At 57.2% G+C, this 18,389-nt stretch carries 12 protein-coding genes and 2 pseudogenes; 8 read left to right on the plus strand and 6 right to left on the minus strand.

Annotation, left to right across the window (positions count from 1 at the left end; genetic code table 11):
• Window positions 1–64: 64 nt before the first annotated feature.
• Window positions 65–744 (minus strand): annotated as a pseudogene (locus E8M78_RS15820) (IS3 family transposase); the annotation flags it as partial.
• Between the two features lie 61 nt (window positions 745–805).
• Between E8M78_RS15820 and E8M78_RS15825 the strand changes: the two are divergent.
• On the plus strand, window positions 806–1,825 hold the full coding sequence (locus E8M78_RS15825; protein ID WP_137135981.1) for an IS110 family transposase: 1,020 nt from the start codon (window positions 806–808) through the stop codon (window positions 1,823–1,825).
• A gap of 232 nt (window positions 1,826–2,057) precedes the next feature.
• On the opposite strand, the pseudogene E8M78_RS15830 reads toward E8M78_RS15825, so the two are convergent.
• Both E8M78_RS15830 and E8M78_RS15835 read right to left on the minus strand, forming a co-directional pair.
• Window positions 2,058–2,174, minus strand: a pseudogene (locus E8M78_RS15830) (transposase); the annotation flags it as partial.
• Window positions 2,175–2,307: 133 nt separating this feature from the next.
• A complete protein-coding gene (locus E8M78_RS15835) occupies window positions 2,308–3,402 on the minus strand; it encodes a GSU2403 family nucleotidyltransferase fold protein (protein WP_137135982.1) in 1,095 nt (364 codons plus the stop codon).
• Between the two features lie 352 nt (window positions 3,403–3,754).
• Between E8M78_RS15835 and E8M78_RS15840 the strand changes: the two genes are divergently transcribed.
• The 3 genes from E8M78_RS15840 to E8M78_RS15850 are packed head-to-tail and all read left to right on the plus strand — an operon-like array spanning window position 3,755 to window position 7,979.
• A complete protein-coding gene (locus E8M78_RS15840; protein ID WP_137135983.1) occupies window positions 3,755–4,231 on the plus strand; it encodes a hypothetical protein in 477 nt (158 codons plus the stop codon).
• Window positions 4,228–7,326 carry an N-6 DNA methylase gene (locus tag E8M78_RS15845; RefSeq protein WP_137135984.1) on the plus strand — a complete coding sequence of 1,033 codons (3,099 nt, stop codon included), beginning with the start codon at window positions 4,228–4,230 and terminating at the stop codon, window positions 7,324–7,326. Before E8M78_RS15840 ends, E8M78_RS15845 begins: the two co-directional genes overlap by 4 nt.
• Window positions 7,326–7,979, plus strand: a complete 654-nt coding sequence (locus E8M78_RS15850; RefSeq protein ID WP_137135985.1) for a hypothetical protein — start codon at window positions 7,326–7,328, stop codon at window positions 7,977–7,979. The genes E8M78_RS15845 and E8M78_RS15850 overlap by 1 nt, the downstream gene beginning before the upstream one ends.
• A gap of 179 nt (window positions 7,980–8,158) precedes the next feature.
• Here E8M78_RS15850 and E8M78_RS15855 read toward each other — a convergent pair whose 3' ends face one another.
• Window positions 8,159–8,848, minus strand: coding sequence for a hypothetical protein (locus tag E8M78_RS15855; protein ID WP_137135986.1), 690 nt, complete (start codon window positions 8,846–8,848; stop codon window positions 8,159–8,161).
• Window positions 8,845–10,272, minus strand: a complete 1,428-nt coding sequence (locus E8M78_RS15860; protein ID WP_137135987.1) for a hypothetical protein — start codon at window positions 10,270–10,272, stop codon at window positions 8,845–8,847. Before E8M78_RS15860 ends, E8M78_RS15855 begins: the two co-directional genes overlap by 4 nt.
• A 240-nt stretch (window positions 10,273–10,512) precedes the next feature.
• Here E8M78_RS15860 and E8M78_RS15865 point away from each other — a divergent pair, with 240 nt between their 5' ends.
• The 4 genes from E8M78_RS15865 to E8M78_RS15880 all read left to right on the plus strand — a co-directional run bounded on the left by E8M78_RS15865 (window position 10,513) and on the right by E8M78_RS15880 (window position 17,313).
• On the plus strand, window positions 10,513–11,700 hold the full coding sequence (locus tag E8M78_RS15865; protein ID WP_137135988.1) for an SIR2 family protein: 1,188 nt from the start codon (window positions 10,513–10,515) through the stop codon (window positions 11,698–11,700).
• Window positions 11,700–14,348, plus strand: a complete 2,649-nt coding sequence (locus E8M78_RS15870) for a hypothetical protein (RefSeq protein WP_137135989.1) — start codon at window positions 11,700–11,702, stop codon at window positions 14,346–14,348. Before E8M78_RS15865 ends, E8M78_RS15870 begins: the two co-directional genes overlap by 1 nt.
• 418 nt (window positions 14,349–14,766) lie before the next feature.
• Window positions 14,767–15,708, plus strand: a complete 942-nt coding sequence (locus E8M78_RS15875; RefSeq protein WP_137135990.1) for a hypothetical protein — start codon at window positions 14,767–14,769, stop codon at window positions 15,706–15,708.
• Between the two features lie 192 nt (window positions 15,709–15,900).
• Window positions 15,901–17,313 (plus strand): serine protease, encoded by a 1,413-nt coding sequence (locus tag E8M78_RS15880; RefSeq protein WP_170973442.1) that lies wholly within the window; start codon window positions 15,901–15,903, stop codon window positions 17,311–17,313.
• Between the two features lie 203 nt (window positions 17,314–17,516).
• Here the strand turns inward: E8M78_RS15880 and E8M78_RS15885 are convergent, their stop codons facing one another.
• Window positions 17,517–18,083, minus strand: a complete 567-nt coding sequence (locus E8M78_RS15885; RefSeq protein WP_137135992.1) for a recombinase family protein — start codon at window positions 18,081–18,083, stop codon at window positions 17,517–17,519.
• Between the last annotated feature and the right edge of the window lie 306 nt (window positions 18,084–18,389).

An 18,389-nucleotide genomic window follows, 5' to 3' on the forward strand; every position in this document is an offset into this window, starting at 1 on the left:
GTTCACATGGCTCAATTCTCAATGGAAATTATGCGCCTAACCGGCTCAGTTTCGCGCGGAAACCAACAATCTTAGGCTTGCCACGCTTCTCGATGATCCGATCCAGCTCACGAGCAACCCGAAGGCCCGAGAGCGATGTATCGGCGACGAGGCCCAGGCATTCTCTGGTGCAATCATCGACGATCGTCAGCACCCGGAACCTGCGGCCATCGGTGAGTTGATCCGACACGAAGTCCAGCGACCAGCGATCATTGGCCGTCATCGGGACCAGCATCGGCGTACGTGTGCCGATCGCTCGTTTCCGGCCGCCTCGCTTTCGCACCGTCAGCTTCTCCTCCCGATAGAGCCGGAAGAGCTTCTTGTGGTTCACATGGTGCCCTTCGCGTTTGAGCAGTACGTGGATGCGTCTGTAGCCGAAGCGACGGCGCTCATGCGCCAATGCTTTCATTCGCTCGCGAAGACGATCATCGTCGCTGCGCCTGGTTTCGTAACGGACCGTCATTCGGCAAAAGCCGCTGGCTTTACACGCCCGCCGTTCACTCATCTGGTGGTGATCCATCAGGTGCACGACAGCTTTCCGCCTTGCTGCGGGCGTCACCACTTCTTTCCCAACAGGTCCTTCAAAGCCGCATTGTCGAGCATCGCATCGGCGAGGAGCCGCTTCAGCTTCGTATTCTCGTCCTCCAGTGTCTTCAGCCTCTTGGCTTCGGACACGTCCATGCCACCGAACTTCGCTTTCCATTTAATGGGATGGACTGTTCCCCCACCCCGCAGTGAAACTGACGCACCAACGAAGGAGGTTGTCATGGCAAACGTTGCGGTTCTGGGAATTGATATTGCCAAGAATGTGTTCCAGCTTCATGGCGTGGGCGCCGATGGTCAGGTTGCCCTGAGACGACGCGTGATGCGCGATCAACTGCTGCAGGTGACCGAGACTATGCCACCTTGCCTGATCGGCATTGAAGCTTGCACGGGTGCCTTTCACTGGCAGCGGCATTTTGAGTCTCAGGGGCATACTGTGAAGATCATCGCGCCGCAGTATGTGAAGCCGTTTTTGAAGGGCCAGAAAAATGACGGCAACGATGCCCAGGCAATATGCATTGCCGTTCAACAACCACACATGCGTTTCGTGCCGAAGAAATCGATCATCCAGCAGGACATCCAGGGCCTCCACCGTGCTCGGCAGAGACTGGTCAATCATCGTGTCGCCCTGATCTCGCAGATGCGAGGTTTGCTTCTCGAGCGCGGCGTGGCAATTGCGAAGTCGGCCTCGATCGCACAGCGCACGATACCGGAGATCATCAACAACCCAAAGATCGATATCACCGAGCTGACACGCGATATCATCGGCACCCTCCATGCCTTCCTTTTGCAGCTCAACGAGAAGATCAGATACTTCGACAAGCAGATCGAGGCCGTCTTTCGCGAGAGCGACGTTTGCCAGCGTATCGCGAAGATACGTGGCATCGGCCCGAAGACCGCGACGGCAGTTGTCGCAGCTGTTGGTGATGGAGCAGACTTCAAGAATGGCCGGCACCTGGCGGCATGGATGGGACTTGTGCCGCGACAACATTCCAGCGGCGATCGACGCGTACTGCTCGGCATCAGCAAGCGAGGCAGTCAGCATCTGCGAACACTTCTGGTCCACGGCGGAAGGTCAGTGGTGCGAACGGCGCAACGAAAATCTGACCCTGCGAGCGAATGGGTCAACGAGCTTAGGGAAAGGCGTGGTTACAATCGCGCAGCGGTTGCCGTCGCCAACAAGAACGCAAGGGTGATCTGGGCCTTGCTTCAGCACGGTGGTGAATACCGAGCCAATCCTTAAGAGCAGGCATGCGAATTGCAAGATGAAGGTTGAAATGGAATGAACGGTCGGACCGGCACATACGGAACCTGTCTTTTATAATGGCCGACAAGGTCTCCCATTTGTTGAGGCGTATGTGCGCGGATACCCCATTTGGGCGCTTCGGAAATGATGACGCCGTATAGATGTTTGCAATCGACCAGCGTCAAACCGCTTCAACGTAAAGCTTGCAAAGGGGGAACAGTCCATAGATATAGATGCTGGCATCGCTGACGCCGTGCTTGCGGCAAAGCTCTGAGACCGGCGTGCCTGCCTCGTGCTCCTTCAGTATCCCGATAATCTGTTCGTCTGTGAAACGGTTGCGCTTCATTTTCTGGTCCTCTCAATGGGCCAGAGCTTACTTCAAAATGGATTAGTTCAGCGGGGCAAGGTCACAAGCCGACCCCGATTTGTCTGAGCAACTTCCAACAAGATCAGAACCTTGGCATTCAGTCCAAGTAAGTCTATTCGCCAAACGGAAGTTCGATTTCTTCGCGGTTTTTCTTTGCGCCGTCGATTAGGACCGTTTTGAACCGGTCCGCATCTGGTGCAGGCAGCATCCCTGCCCCACTTCGGATAGCGTCTTGCCACGCAGGGCCGCGCTCCCATGCTTCGTTGTAGACGAGGGCCAAGTCGGCGGATCGCCTTGTCTGCTGCAGCGCCTCAAAAAGCAGCGCGGCCTGGCGAATGTCCTTCTCGCGCTTCGCTGGCCCTTGCCCGTCAGTGTGCCGACGGCTGGCGACTATGAGCTTATGGACGGCATATCGAGCCGGATCAGGGACAACGACTGGGATGCCGCTTCGGTGGAGCAGGATTGTCCTTACTGGATCCCTGATGAGAAAGTCGAGAAAGCGTAGTGGATCCGCGCTAGCACCGCCAAGAGCAGGCATCTTCGCCGGCTGATCGGAGTAGTCGTCCGAGCCACGGTTCGATGTCAGGAATTCAACTCTGTAGCCGTCGGCATTCTGAAACGCTGACGAGGCCCCTGATCCCGATCTATGTGGAACGGGCCGGAAACTGGCATCAACGTGCTGCAGCAACTCGACGATCGGAGGCAGACTATCTTCAACCTCCCGACTGATGGCATAATCCTGAGCGATATCCGCATCGCCGGTCAGTATGGCAGCCATGGGAAGGCGCACGCCGAGCAGCCCTGAATAGCATTGAAAGGCCACCGTGCCGATGAGAACGCCACGGAGTCGAAAGAGCCCCCCATCGGCAAGAGCTTCGACAATGTCGCCCGACATGGCGTCGGGGGAAATCATCCCACCTTCGCGGGTCAGGGTATTTACCAACCGTCTGCGAGCGCGTAGGTCGTCCTTGTCCCGCTTATGCTCAGATACGCGTTGTGCTATATCCGGATCGTCCGCGGGACCAACATAGCGACGTTTGGTCCCACCTTGTCCATCCGGGATATCGAAATACCAATACTTGCGTCCCTTGATGTTCGCGGGGGTAAATCGACCCTCTGGAGGGAAATCAGCCGTCCAGGCGGCGTCGAGCGAGCGCTGACCTAGCTCGGCGAGCATAGTCTGGTACATGAGGTCGACGGATTTCATAAGCTCGATACCGGCGTTATACTGTTTTTCAAAAACAGTATAACGCTCGAAATGATAGGTCGCAATACCAGACGTGGGTTCTACGCCTTGAAGGGATCCGAACCGCTGGCCCATTAAGTTCGCAGCGATTTCTTATATTAAACAATACGTTGAAGATGTGTCGGCAGAACCGGCGCACTTTGCTATCTAGCGAGGCTGATCGCCGACAGCTCCGTGCCAATAGAAACGTGAACGCCTATGCGACAGACACGCTTAGGATGAAGGGAGCTTTTTTGCGAATGGAACAAAACAAATACAGATGCGGGGCTTACCCCGTATTGATATGGGCGGCATTCCGGGCTAACTAGAGGACATGCGCTACACTCAAAGCCAGATTCGTGAGCTACTTTCCATTTCTGTGGACGCCTTTCGTACGTGGCGGGATGCCATACCGGCATTGGCTGCGCACAAGGGGCACGCCCCAAGCTTCACACCTGGGGACGTGGTCGCGATGGCGATCGTGGCCGAACTGGTCAGAGATTTCGGTGTCCGCGTTGGGACGCTTGGTGGCCATTTCGATCAACTGTTCAGGGAGTGTTGCGGAAAATCCTGGCTCTCGCTGGAAACCTGCGTTGCCCTAATCGAAGCCGATAGCATCCGTCTCGTTGACGCTGGCACGTCTACACGTCCGTCGCCGAACGCCTCCACCCTATGCGTTCCCTGTGGACCTATCGTGTCGCGCTTGCAGTCGGCGCTTACAGCTACCGAGGCGGATCACGCTCAAGGCCATCTGCAGTTTCCCCCCACAGCGATCGGCCCGCAAACCGAACGACGTGGAAGACGAGCATGACCACTATCACGGCATCCGCATTGGCGCCGGAGTGGAAAGACCGCTTGGGGCTGACACATCGCCGCTCGCCTGAACTCTACGAGTCAGCCGAGGCCGTCAGCGACGTGCCCCACGCGCCTGCTATCCGAGCTTGTCTCACCGAAATGGGTGTATCGGCGATCTTCTGCGTCCAAGGCGTCCCAACCGTCGCGATTTTGGGAGCCGATCACTACGACCGCGCCGCTGTTATCGATCTTCATGGCGCACTCTGGAATCAGGGCCTGGCCAGCCTGTTGTTGGTTATCGCCGAAGATACACTCAGAGCGTTTTCGCTCGCTCGCACTCCGTTGAGCGATCCTGGCGAAGCCTTTGAGGCCCGCTGCCTCATCGATAGCCTCAGCCTGACGGCTGAAGCGCTGCGGTTCCAGAACCTTATCTACGGCGCGGAATCCGGACGTCTGTGGAAGGACTACGGCGAGTTTTTCCCCCCGAAAGAACGCATTGATCAGGTTCTTCTCGACAATCTCAACGTGTCCCATGATCTCCTGCAAAAGGCCGCGCTCGCTTCCGATGCGGCCCAAGCCCTGCTCATACAGGCGATGTTTATTGCCTACCTTGAGGACCGAGAGATCGTAACGCCGGCCTACTTTGCCGCCGTCTCTGGGAATAGAGCCGAGAGTTTTTCGGCACTGCTCGAGACCGGCGACGTAAATCTATTCCGCTCTTTCTTCCGGACCCTTCATGCGGATTTCAACGGCGATCTGTTCGTCGCGCCGTGCTCCTTCGAGGCCAAGGGCGACGCGCCAGAAGTCACGCCTGCCCATCTGACGATCCTGGCGCGTTTCCGGTCAGGCCGTGAAGAAATGGCGCGTTCCGGCCAGCAGCGTTTCTGGGGCTATGACTTTCGTTATATCCCTATCGAACTCGTCAGCGCCGTATACGATAGGTTCCTCGGCGAACGCGAGGCCGAACGCCGCGCCAACGGCGCCTACTATACGCCCATGTTCCTCGCCGACACGGTCGTTTCCCAAGCGTGGGAGATGTTGCCGGATGCGACAAAGACGACAGGAAAATTCCTCGACCCTGCCTGCGGTTCAGGCGTTTTCCTCGTCCGCTCGTTCCAGCGGCTCTGCGAACACTGGCGTGCCAAGCACAAGACACAGACGATTTCTTGGAAAACGCTGCTGTCCTTGCTGAGCCAAATCCACGGCTGGGATTTGAATGGTGGCGCCGTTCGGGTCGCCGTGTTTTCGCTCTACGTCGCCTTGCTCGAAGAGGTGTCGCCACGTGACATCCGCAAGCTCATCACTCGGGGGAAACTCCTCCCGGAACTTTGGGGCAAGAACCTCGTCTGCCGCGACTTTTTCGAAGTGTCACCTGAGGGCGCGCGATACGAGGTCATCATCGGCAATCCGCCATGGACCAGCCGCCGCGGTCCGGCCCGTTCGTCTGTGCAGTGGAGCAAGAAGGAAGGCCATCCGATGCCGGGCGGCGAGGATGCCTGGGCGTTCAGTTGGAAAGCCCTCTCGCATCTCGCCGACGGCGGACTGATCGCGTTCCTGCTGCCGGCGATGGGATTTTTGCATAACCACGCCCAAAAGACGGTCGAAGCGCGTGATGCGTTCTTCCGAAAATCCCAAATTCGCCGGGTCATCAACTTCGCCGACCTTCGGTTTCAGCTTTTCGAGAAGGCCCATCGTCCCACGGCTCTGATCATCTACGGCAGCGCGAATGCGGATAATTTCCCGTATCGCTTCGACTACTGGGCGCCGAAGGCTGACCTCAACCTTCGCATCAAACGTGTCATCACGTTGAGCAGCGCCGACAAGGCATCGCTCGGGGTAGGCGCGGTTCTCGATAACCCGCTCATCTTCAAGCAGCGCCTTTGGATGCGCGAACCGGACGCTAAACTTTACGGCTACCTCGCGCGACTTCCCAAGCTAGAGGCCTTCGTCAATCATTTTGGCGGCCTAAGCCGTCGCCGGGAAGAGCCGATCAATCGTTGGGTGATCGGGCAAGGTTATCAGCCCTTCAATGAAGACAGCGATAGCGATGCGCCTCCACTCGAAAGCGCGTATGTCGGCCGACTGCCGGACCTACCGATTGCGGCCTACTCACGCCTAGCACAGACGGTGGGAGGCTTAGTGCCAGCCGCATCGTCAACCGTTCGTCGTCGCGGGTTCGAGGCCGGGTTCGATGGCCCGCGGATCCTTATCCCGCGGGGGGTCGAGACGTCGCAGAACCGTCTTCGCGCCGCCTATTGCGATCAGCCCCTGACCTTCCAGCATATTTTCCAGGCGATTGTGGTGCCGGAGGGCGAGAGTGACCGCGCCAAGCTCCTGACCGCGATACTCAATAGCCGCATCGCGGTATGGTACGCTTTTCACGGCACCGCTTCGTTCGGGTCGGATCGACCGGAAGTCCAGCAGGCTGACCTGCTGCGCTTGCCGTTCCCCTCGCCAGACGATGTGCCCGATCGAGCCGCAGCGGCCCAAGCGGCCCTCGAGCTGATCGCGATTGTGGACGACGCACGCGACCGCTTCAACGAGCCGTTGACGATGCAGGTCGATGACAGCGAAATCCTTCGGACGATCGACCAGCTCGCCTACCAATATTTTTGCCTGTCGCCCGATGAGATCGCGCTGATAGACGATACCGTCGAGGCGATCCTTCCTGCGCTTCAGCCCCATGAAGGCCACTTCCCGAAACTCTGGGGTCCGCCTGACGAACCGCAACGCGCTCAATACGCGCGCACATTGTCGGCGAGCCTTGCGGACTGGTTCAAAGGCAAGAAGATCGATGCGCGCCTTCTCGCGCGCGGCGCTGACTTGGCGATCCTGCGCCTCCACTTGGGCGGTCATGATGACTATACCGAAGACGCGGCCGGGGACCTCAGCGACGTTCTCGAGCAGCTTGCAGGCCACATCCACAGACCTCTCGACGGAAACTTCCAGCTCATGCCGGATCTGCGCGTATTTGTCGGGGACTGCCTCTACCTCATCAAGCCTATGCAGATGCGTTTCTGGCTACGCTCCACCGCGCTCGCCGATGCCGATGGGATAGCGCTCGATCTCCAGCAAGCCGCTGCCCTGCCACGTCAGCGGGGCGCGAACTGATGCTGGTCGGCGACGTGCAGGAATGGGTCGACCACTTCGTTTCGTTTGACGACCGCTTCCTGGAGAGAATCGCGGCGGCGTGGCCGGCCTGCATGGCAGTTCTCTCAGAACACCCCGGCGAAGACGACATCACTATCAACCTCGTCGATCGCCTCGCCAAGGACGTCGTGGTGCGTCGGTTATGCCATTGGGTGGAGTATCAATTCGAGCCGTTCGGCCTAGCGGCTGATGGCTCAAAATACAGCAAGGGCATCATCGACATCGCCGTACTCTTCGACTGGGATCGGGAGCGATACCTGGCTTATGAGTGCAAGCGGCTTAACGTGATCAATTGCGGAAGCCGCAGTTCCCTGGCTACCGTGTACGTCACCCAGGGCATGATGCGTTTTCTCACCGAGCAATATGCCGAGCAGCTGCCTGTGGGGTGTATGCTCGGTTACGTGCTCGATGGCGACGTGCCCTTTGCCAATTCACGGATTGCCGACGCGATCGGCAGCCATGTCCCTCTCGCGCTTGCTGAGGGACCCACACCGCTTGCCGCGATCGAAACGATTGAGCGCTTCCGAACCAGGCACGCCCGCCAAACCGGATTACAGATCGAACTTCGCCACGCGCTATTGTCGAAGCCGTCAGCGGTTGCGACACACTCTTGAGGAAGACTGCTTACGCAGCACCATGTCATCGGCTGACGATCCAAACGCGTTCGGCGCCTACATCGCCGATCACATAGACTTCGGAGGGCCGCAGAAAATACCGAAGAAGCCCTTCTCACTGCGGTATGGCCACCGGCGGGACACGGCGCACTCCGTCCCAAGGTCACCCGACCAGGCCCCTATCGGTTTGCCTCAGCATCCGCCTCCGCGATCAGTTCCTCGGCCAGTTCGGACAGCCATGGCGAAACGTCATCAATCCGCACCGCGTCGGAGTGGGCCGCGTAATAGTCTCCGACGGTCCGAAACGTCTCGCCGAAGCGCCCAGAAAACATCTTCTGCAGCTTGTCATTCCGGCCCAGCACGCTCGATAGCGCCCGGCCACCTCGCAAAAACTTCAGCGCAGGCTCCGTTCCAAGGAGGTAGAGGTGCTTCCGTTTCGCCGTAGGATGCTCCGCGAGCAGCAGATAATCCTTGAACACCGAATTCTGGCGGATCGATTCCGCGCCGCCCCGCCATCGAATGAACTTGAATTCGGCAACCCGCAGACTAGTCTCCAGATCAAAATCCCTTCCGGTGTTGCCAGCGCCGAGGGACACATATTCCACCCGCTCATCCCGTTCGAGGATGTGTGGAAGGCACAACAGGATGCCGAGCGCATGGATCGTGACGTTGATTTGGCTCGCCAGGCGCTTCATCTCCGCCGCCGCAGCCAGCGCCTCTCGACCCGCCCCCGCGCTTTCGAGAAAGCTCGCACAGCCCTCCGCCGTTACGCCGCGAACCCCTCTCTCGATCCGCGCGAGCGTCTGTGTCAGGTCCGGACCCGTGAACCGCGCGAGCAGCTCGCCAATGTCTGCTGGGCTAGTCGTCACGTGCCCACCCGACCGGCGGGACGAAGCCGTTCGATCTGATTGTAGTTGATCACCGCCGCTTCGGCGCCGATGACCGGAAAGCGGCTGACGACATAATGCACTACCTTGTCCATACCCAGTTCCTGCTTGAGAAGATGCTCGCGGCTGCGCTCCTTTTTCAGCGCTCGCGAATAGTAATTCATCAGAGACCAATTATACCGGACGAACAGTTTCCGTTCAGCTTCGATCTTCGATAGATCGATCCAGTTGTTCTTGCATTGGATGTTGAAAATGACACCGTCGTGCGTAGCGACGACGTCGAATTCCTTTCGATTGATGCGCTTGATATTCGTGACGGTGAAGCCCATGTGCTCCAAGTCACGTTTGACCATGTCCTCAAAAATAAAGCCCGCGTGAATCTGAAAACGTCGGCGGCTGCCGAGGTGGACATTCTTAAACGCATATAGGAAACGCGATAGCAGATTGACGTTCGAGACAACCCGATCGCCTAGGTCCAGAAACGGTTGATAGGCGTTGGTGTTGGTTGCGTAGTCCGAGGGTATGTTCAGCAGCAGCGTCTCGAGTTCGGCGGGATCCAAGTCGTTCTGCGCGCGCAGCATCGAGCGAAACTTACCTTTCTCGATCTCGATATAGTAATCGTCTCGGGAATAGCGGGCGAAGGCGACCACCAGCACGCCCATGGCGGAAAAGGCGGAATCCTTGAGACCGAACGCCTCATAGGTCGCGCCGATCAGCTTGACGCCGTTGCGCAGTTCGGCGGCCGAGAAAATCTTGCGGCCATCCACCGGTTCCATGGCCTGCATTGTTAACTGATCGCCGCGCAGCTCGGCCATGACGTGGATCGACGCGCGTTCCGGCTCAAGAAAATAGTCGTCCAAGGTCTCAAAGTCGTGGCTGGCCATCGCGCCAATGCCGTCGACCTCCAGGCTGAAATCCGGCAGCGCTTCGAGCAGCGCAAGTTTATGGTGAAAGCCGGTGATGGCGATGCAGCTATGCTCTACCTGAGGCAGAAGGACGGTCAGCGCGTCATAGGGCTGAAGAACCAACGCGCCGGAACACGCATAGGTCATGGTGTACAGCAGCGAGACGAAGTGCCGGCGCCGCGATTGAAAATAATCGACGGCCCCGCCGACCGTGTCGAGCGTGATGCTGGCGCTACGAGCGTCCTGGCCATGCGTGGCAAAGGCCACACCCATTGCCCCGGCGTACAGCATGATCCGCGTGAACCGGGCAACAACTGACGGTTCGAGGTAAGGCGCGAGCGCCTGACGCACGGCCAGCCATGTCGGGCCCGGATTTGAAACAAACGCGTCGTCCAATCGGATCGCGCACAACCAAGCTCTGAGCCGTTCGTCGGCGATCCCGAATCTCGGCAGGTTGATGAATTCCTCGACGGCCCGGATCGTCTCATGCCATGCCGCCACCGCGTCATCTCGCCGATACTGCGCGCACACCGTGGCCGTGCGCAGCCAACTGGCTCTCGATCAGTACCCTTGCTTCATCTCCAGATATAGATCGCATGACGCCTGATTTCCTTGTAGGAACACAGACCCTCCGTGCGGGTTGGTGCCTTTGCATTTCCGGCCGTGGGTTCTCGATTGCCATTTGAAGTTTCAGTATGGTTGTGCCACCAAGTCTTCAAATGCATTTGGGCACACTTGTACATGAATTCTTCGATCATCCTCGGCAGTAATTTGCCACCCCTACCTGAAGAATTACTCGTCGCGAGAGATCGCGGTGAGGTATTGTTTATTGTCGGAGCTGGCGCATCATACCCGGCCCCATCCTCGTTGCCTGACTTTGGAGGACTTGTTGCCGACATTTATGCTGAGGTAGATGCGGCGATGAAGGGGCCGCTAAGCGAACTTCGAAAGCCGAAGCCCTTGGAATGGGACAAGATAGCCGGAATGCTGACCCACCAGCAACGGACCGAGCTCAAGTTTTTTGCCCAACATGATTATGATGTTGTCCTAGGAATGCTGGAGCGCCGGATCGACGGCGACCCGAGCAAGATGAGCACATTGCGGCGCGCAGCTCGGAGGGTCCTTGAGCGGACAGTCGAACCCAATCCCCTGCACTCGGCTCTTGTGCGCCTTGGCCAGCGTTTTGGCCAGACGTTGCTGGTCACGACGAATTTCGACCGCCTCCTCAGCATTGCGGCAAAGAAGGAAAAATATTCCAGCGAGGCTTTCGCCCTCGGTGAAATTCCTAATCCCAGCCGTAGCACCGAGTTCGCCGGCATCCTGCACATTCATGGAATGCTGCCGCTCAAATCTCAGCGGGGCTCCGCCTTGATCCTCACCGACCAGGACTTTGGAGATGCATATCTCAGACGGCACATCATCACGTCATTCCTTTATGACGCGGCCCGCATTTTCCATCTCGTGCTGGTCGGCTATAGCGCCAACGACTCGCCAGTCCGTTATCTTCTCAACGCAATTGCCGCGGATGAGCGGCATTTCGTCGATCTTAAACCGCGCTATGCCTTCGTCGGATGTGATCCAAGCGATGCTAGAACCCCAGTCGAGTGGCAATCGCGCGGTATCACTCCTATTACCTACGACAAGGCGGACAATCATAAAGCGCTAAGCAAGGTGTTGTCGCGCTGGGCAGAGATTATCCCTGACAAACGCAATACCTCTCGGGTCGAGAAGCACCTCGTGTCGATCGCAAAGCTCGATCCAGACACACCTGAGGGGCATGCCGGACAGTCATTCATCCGCTACTATGTCGGACGGTCGAACCCGACAGAGCAAGCGGAGCTCAGCAGGCTTCTTGCCTCCAAAGACGCGTCACCGAAGTGGCTCGCCTTCCTTAATCACCTTGTTCGGGAAACGGCGCGGGGCAGATGATGAGAAACGTCAAACTATCCGACACCGACGCACGAATTGCGCACAACACCCGCGCCTTCGCGCTAGAGCGTTTGACCGATCGCGAATTCCTGGAATGGGCTCGCCTGCTCCGCTCCGATCAAGTCGCCGAACGAGCAGCCTTGCGGGAGGTGCTCGACTTTCGCATCAAGGATCTTGCCGAGCCGTACGCCCAAGCCTGGCGATACTTGTTCGAGTTCTGGGATGCGCCGTTCGCCGAAACATCCTACGATCGGTTACTACTGAAGCGCGACTTGAAGTCTAGGGCTAGCCAGAGCGAGACCATCAGTCTGATCGTTTCGGCGGTGAGGCCGTGGATCAGGTTGGAGAGCGCGCGAAAATACGAAGCCTTTGGGCACAAGCGTGCGAAAAATCCGAAGACGATTGGCGATATCTTTTGGGTTTCTATGGAAGGTGGAGAGCCCCTCACGCCCGATGAACTCGACCTAAAAAATAACGACGACCGCGATTTCCTGTTTGAGCTTGCTCTAGCTCTCAACGCGAGCTTGCTCAGTGGGTTGAACCAGGCCTCCAGCATTGGGATGATTGCAGGAGATGCGGATGCGACGACGTGGCTCGTTCATCGTGTCTACTTCGTGCCGCCCGACCAATATCCGGAAGGCGGCGGCGAGCCGGATCGCTACAAGAAAGGTTTCGCTCCCACCACGAAGCTTTTGTTTGCGACGGTTGAGCAGCTGGCGAAAATAGATAAAAAGGCGGCTCTTCGTTCAATTTCCTCGTGGGATGTCGATCGTTGGAAGCTCTACAAGCGCCTGTGGGCGGCGGCCGCCCGAGGAGCCTCCTTGGTCGACGCGTCCGAGGTTGCCGATTTTCTTGTGAACTTGGATGACCGTGAGTTTTGGTGGACGGATGCGTTTCCGGAGTTCGCAGAGCTGCGCGCGCTCCGATGGTCTTCTCTTTCCGATAGGGTTCGAAAGCGGTTGGAGCGGCGATTGATCAAAGGGGAGCCTCCTGCCCGCTTGATGAAACGACTGGGCAAGGAACAAGCCTTGCAGGCCGTTATCCGCCGAAGCACGATAGAAATGCAAAGAATAAAGATTGCCGGAGGGAAGCTCTCGGAGACCGCAAATAACTGGTTAGAAAACGCCCGTTCCGCCCAAACGCCTCAAGTCCCTGTTACAGCAGTGACACAAGGCTTCAGTGTAGGGGTCAGAGCGGTCGTAGAATACACGGTGAGTGATCCAACCTTCGACCATATTCCCTCCTCGAGACTGATCGAAGAATTAGCACGACACCTCAGCGACGAAGGTTGGGACAGCAAGGGCCGGGCCGCGTCGGAATTTATCGGCCGCAACCCCAGTTTGATGCTCGACCTGCTTTCCGATGCTGCCTATACGCCAGCGAGAGCGAAGGTCTGGCAGGCGCTAGGTTATAGTTTCCGGCCGGCGGACATCAATGCAACCCGCGCAACGGCGACTCCTGAAGACATGACACTTGTTCCGAGCGCTTTCAGAATGTGCACGCTGATCACCAGCACAGACACGAAAATCCTTGATGCGGCTCTTTCCGGTCTCACGTCCTGGATCAGCACGTGGGATCGTCTGCTCAACGGGGAAGACAACTATATCCGAGCATGGCTTACGCTCTGGCCGCTGGCCGTCGTGCAGACCAACAGGTCGCCGAAGACCGATACCCCGCTACGCGACCGGTCGTTTTCGACTCCGGTCGGCAATCTCGTAGATGGCTTCATTCGAGCCATACCCAATTTTAAGCCCGGAGCCTTGGCGCGAGAACCTTGGTCGGATGTGCTGGTCGGTTTGGCGGAGGCGACCGGGGAAGCCGCACTTCAGGCTTGCTACCAGCTTATGATGTTTTTTGACTATTTCTGGTCAGCGGATCGGGACTGGGTCAAGAAACACCTGCTGGCCGCGCTCGTGGATGCGAAGGCATCAAGTCTCGAGTTGTGGCAAGCTTTTGCGGAGACTGAGCATTTGCCGGCCCGCGAAGTTTTGAAAGAGGTTGGTCCGCGAATGATCGAAGTAGCTGCAGGAAGTGAGCTTCCCGGTGATATTCGAGGCGCGTTGGCGCAACGGGCGATCCTTGCCACAATCATTGATATGCGCGACGGGCAACCGGCGGTGATTCCATCCGCCCTTATCCAGCAGATGCTGCGGATCGGAGGAGACACTGTCCGGGCTAGGGCTTTGCGGGCTATGAAGAAATATTTGAAGGACCCGGGGGGCGCGCCACAGCCGCCAGCCGACCGTTTCGCGTTGATCAAGGAGCTTTTCGAAAACGTATGGCCGAAGGAGTTGACATTGTCGTCTCCCACGCTGTCTGACGCACTCGCCGATTTTCCGGCAGCCGCCGGCCCAAAATTCGCAGATGCCGCTGACCTTATCCTACCCTTCCTGGCGCCTTTCCAGTGCTGGTCGCTTTGGGAGTATGGTGTACTAGATCGCTCAGAAAACGGAGACAAAATAGGCTGCGTCGATACGCCCCGAGATGCGGCGGCATTCCTCGCGATCCTAGATAAGACAGTCGGATCAGAGGAAGGGGCAGTTGTTCCAAATGGGTTGGATCGAGCGCTCCGCCACATCTCTGAAAGAAATCCTCAATTGGAAAACGACGTCCGCTATCAGCGGCTGCTGACGTTATCGCGTCGATAGACCGAGAATTTTACGATGCGGCGGGAAAAGCTTGTTGCGGAAATCGAATTCCATAGAGGGTAGGTGAGGCGAACCGAAGTGTGCATGAGATAGCGTGACGGCAACTCCACCAATTGAGATTCAGATGGCAGCCACGACCACGGGTACTCTGTGGTCGGCCCGGTAGCAGTCAGAGGGGCGGGCTATTCTAAACGATTTCGATATATGGCACGGCGGGCAGCGATGGCTAGGTGGTCCAACATTAGTTGATGCTGAAACGCGGGCGATCTTTGATGCACAGCTCACTAGGCACACGAATGATTGCGGGGGCATTTGCTAGAATAAACACAGTAAGAAAAGCGGCAATGGGGCTATTGCTTTTCAAAGCGAGCGGTGCCACCAATTTAACGTAGAAGTAGTGTTGCAAGCGGAGGGGGCTTTGGCACACGTTACGTTCATTCACGGGATTGGCAACAAGCCGTCTGCCGATAGCCTGCACCAAATTTGGATGCGCAATCTTGCATCCGGTAGTGACGGAATCGACCTTGGCGCTGAGGGTATTACCTCCTCTATGGTCTATTGGGCGGATGTACTGTACCCAGAACCGGATACCAATGTCGCTGCATATGAAAGCCTTGGTGGGATGACACCCAAAGAGGTGGATGCCGATGGCCAGACCAGAACGCCCTTAAGTTCCACAAGTGAGGAAGCCTCATTCCTAAGCGGACTGGCGCTGAAAATAGGCGGCACGCTAGCAGCAGCGGAGGCGGTAGAAAGCATTCCGCCCAATCGCAACCTCGAAGGTTTACCCTATGAGCGAGTGCCCCTCCCCTGGCCAATCAAGAAGGCATTTCTTGAGACCTTCCTGCGCGACGTCCACCACTATTTATTTAATGTTCGCTTTTCTCCAAGGTCAGACACCACCTATCATGTTCAGGATGAGATTAGGCGCCGGTTTGTCGATGCGCTGGAAGTGGGGAATAAGAAGCCTGGCCCGCATATCGTCGTTAGCCACAGCATGGGAACGGTCGTCGCATACGACTGCCTAAAACGCGTGAAGAAAACCAAGGGTGTCGACGCACTTGTGACGATCGGAAGCCCACTTGGACTTGACGAAATCCAGGACAAGCTCCGACCGGAATGGACCCGACCGAACGGATTTCCAACTGAGAAAATTGCCGGCGCTTGGGTCAATATCTTCGACAGGCTTGATCCTGTCGCGGGGTTTGACCCCTTCTTCGCAAACGACTTTCAAGTTGAGGGCAAAGCCCGCATCGATGATGTGGAAGTGTCGAATTCGGGGGCGTGGCGCCACTCTATCGTCAAATACCTTCGGGCCGCTCCGCTGCGTTCGAAACTGTCCGTCCTCCTTGGCGTCTGAGAGGGGATGATGGCTCGTGACCCCCTCGATCCGGATCAACCGACGCGCGGTCTGGACACTGAACTTGCCAGGAGGCTGCGGACTTTTGACGCCGCATCACTCCTCACCGCGGCGGATCATATCGCAAAACTCGACAAAAGAGGCGCCCTTGCGAGCGTTGTCGACTTCCTCGCCAAGCACGATGTCGGCGAGATGGTCAATAAGGGCTTGCAGGTGCAGAAGGTCCTCGACAATGGGTTGGCAGGCGGTGCGTCAGCCCTCGTTGAATTGGTCGAGGAACACGATCCTAGTGGGAAGATGGCACAGGCGGTTCGCGCCCGCGCCTGGAAAGAACTCGCTCTTAAAGCTTCCGACGTCGGTGGGACAATAGCACAAGAAGCGATGACCCGAGCGTTTAACGAATACAAATCGGTCTATGACATGGACCCTGAGCGACGCGTCCGCGCGGGTCTAAATTTGATCGGGCTTTCCACACTTGCAGCCGGAATGCGTCTTTCCCTCCCAGAGGACATCGACCGTGCTCGTGTAGCAAGTGGCCTGCTAGAAGATCTCAACAAGACCCCGCAGGTACAGAGAGGGCCGGAGTTCCATGCGTCGCGTGCCGAGGCATTTGTTGCGTTACGTGACATCGACCGCGCGCAAGCGGAAATTGCCACGATTGTCCAGACGCCAGCGCTGAATGTTGAGATGCTTGGCGCTTTCACGAACCAGCTTAAGAACCTTTGGAAACTTGCAGAACTGAGCGAACAGGGTTCCGGTATCATCAAGACTCTCACTGCTGCCCGCGTCGCGCAGGATTTCACTACCGCAAAGCTACCCGCAGATGTCATCAAGGAGCTCGCTACCACCCCATCGCCGCCTACCTCGCAACTGGAGGCCATCCTCGGACCAGACGGCCCACAGACATACGATTGGTTCAAACTTGGAATGGAAACCTCGCAATCGGTCGGTGTGGTTCGGATTTCGGGGGTGAACAAACGGGTTGGAACAGGATTCATTGTTCGGGGCGGCGACATCATACCGTCACTTGGGGACGAACTCTGCGTCATGACCAATTCCCATGTCGTGAGCGATGTAGCCGAAGACGAAGGTATCAGCGCCGACGAAGCGGAAATTGTCTTTGACGCCATTGATAAGGCCAAACCTTATCGGTTTTCACAGATTGAGCGCTCTTGGCGGCGGACGCATCTCGACACAACTGTACTTCGCTTCCAAGGAGCCGTTCCGCCCGCCTCTCCGCTCGGTTTTGCAAAGAACCTGCCCCTGAGAGACGGAAAGCAGCGGGTCTACGTGATCGGATACCCAAACGGCGGCGATCTCTCGATTTCACTTCACAACAACATCCTACTTGACCACGAGGGGCCGAGCGAGGGCACGCCTCCGGACAAGTCTGTGTGCAGGGTACAGTACAGCACCCCGACAGAACACGGAAACTCGGGAAGTCCTGTCTGCAATGGGCATAATTGGAAAGTCATCGCGCTTCACCATGCTGGCGACGAACATGCGATGAGACGATTGAACGGACGGGACGACACGTGGCCGGCCAATGAAGGCATCTGGATTCAATCTATCTGCACTGCCGGTCGGGGCGAAACGCCGGAATAAGCCTATACCGAAACGCAATCTAATCAGAGCACAATATGACTTTTTCTCCGACGAACGTGCTTATCACCGGCGCAGGCTTTTCATTCAACGCCGGGCTTCCACTCGCCAGTGATTTTACCGCCGAGCTTCTCAATCTTACTAGGCCCAGTCGGCCCGAAGCTGCGATTTTGGCCAATTAAAAGAACGGACAGTGAACGGCGCAATCAGTTAGAATCTAACTGTGCGTCTTGACCTTCCAAAGCGCGGTAAACGGTCATCCTTGAAATATTCAGATCGCGGGCAACTTGAGCCTTGGTTGTGCCTGCCGCGATCAGCCTTCGGATTTCGGCGTCATCGACAATCTTCTTTCGTCCCTTGTAAACGCCCTCAGTTTTTGCCGCGTCAATTCCGGCTCTTTGCCTGTCTTTGATGAACTTGAGTTCCATGTCAGCAACCATGCCGAGGATGGTGACCACCATCCGTCCCATGTTTCCGGCGGTTGTCACTTCTGGTTCAAGGACACGAAGCGATGCACCTTTCTCGTCAAGTTCGTGAACGAGATTGAGAACATCGCGGGTAGATCGGCCGAGCCGGTCAAGCCGTAACACCACCAGCTCGTCGCCCGCATGCAGAAACTGCATGATGGTTTCCAGTTCCGAACGGCCTTTCCTCGAAGCGCCTGATCCGGTTTCAGAGCGGATGATTTCGCAACCGGCGGCCTTCAGGCGCTCGTTTTGAATATCGAGGTCCTGATCTGTAGTGCTGACGCGGGCGTATCCGATGCGGGCCATAGCAAACTTGTAACATTAGGGTGGCTTCGATTGTGTAACGTCACTTTTGACGAAAAACCACCTTTTTGTTACATTCGATTTACGTCACATTTGTGCGTCACTCATGGGTGTACCCAAAGGCGACACTGCGGAAAACGCGGTCGCAAAAGTCCCCTCAAGAGGCGGACTTTTGCATTCGATTTTTGCGGCACGAGTTTGGGAGCGTATTCAGTTCGTGATGCTTCCGATGAGAAGTCAGAATTTTTGCGACATGACCGGTTATCCGCGAGCGCGCAAGGCGGCCGTTAAAGGCAGGCGCGTGGCGGA

The sequence above is a fragment of the Rhizobium sp. FKY42 genome (assembly GCF_005222835.1).
Taxonomy (GTDB): Bacteria; Pseudomonadota; Alphaproteobacteria; order Rhizobiales; family Rhizobiaceae; genus Neorhizobium.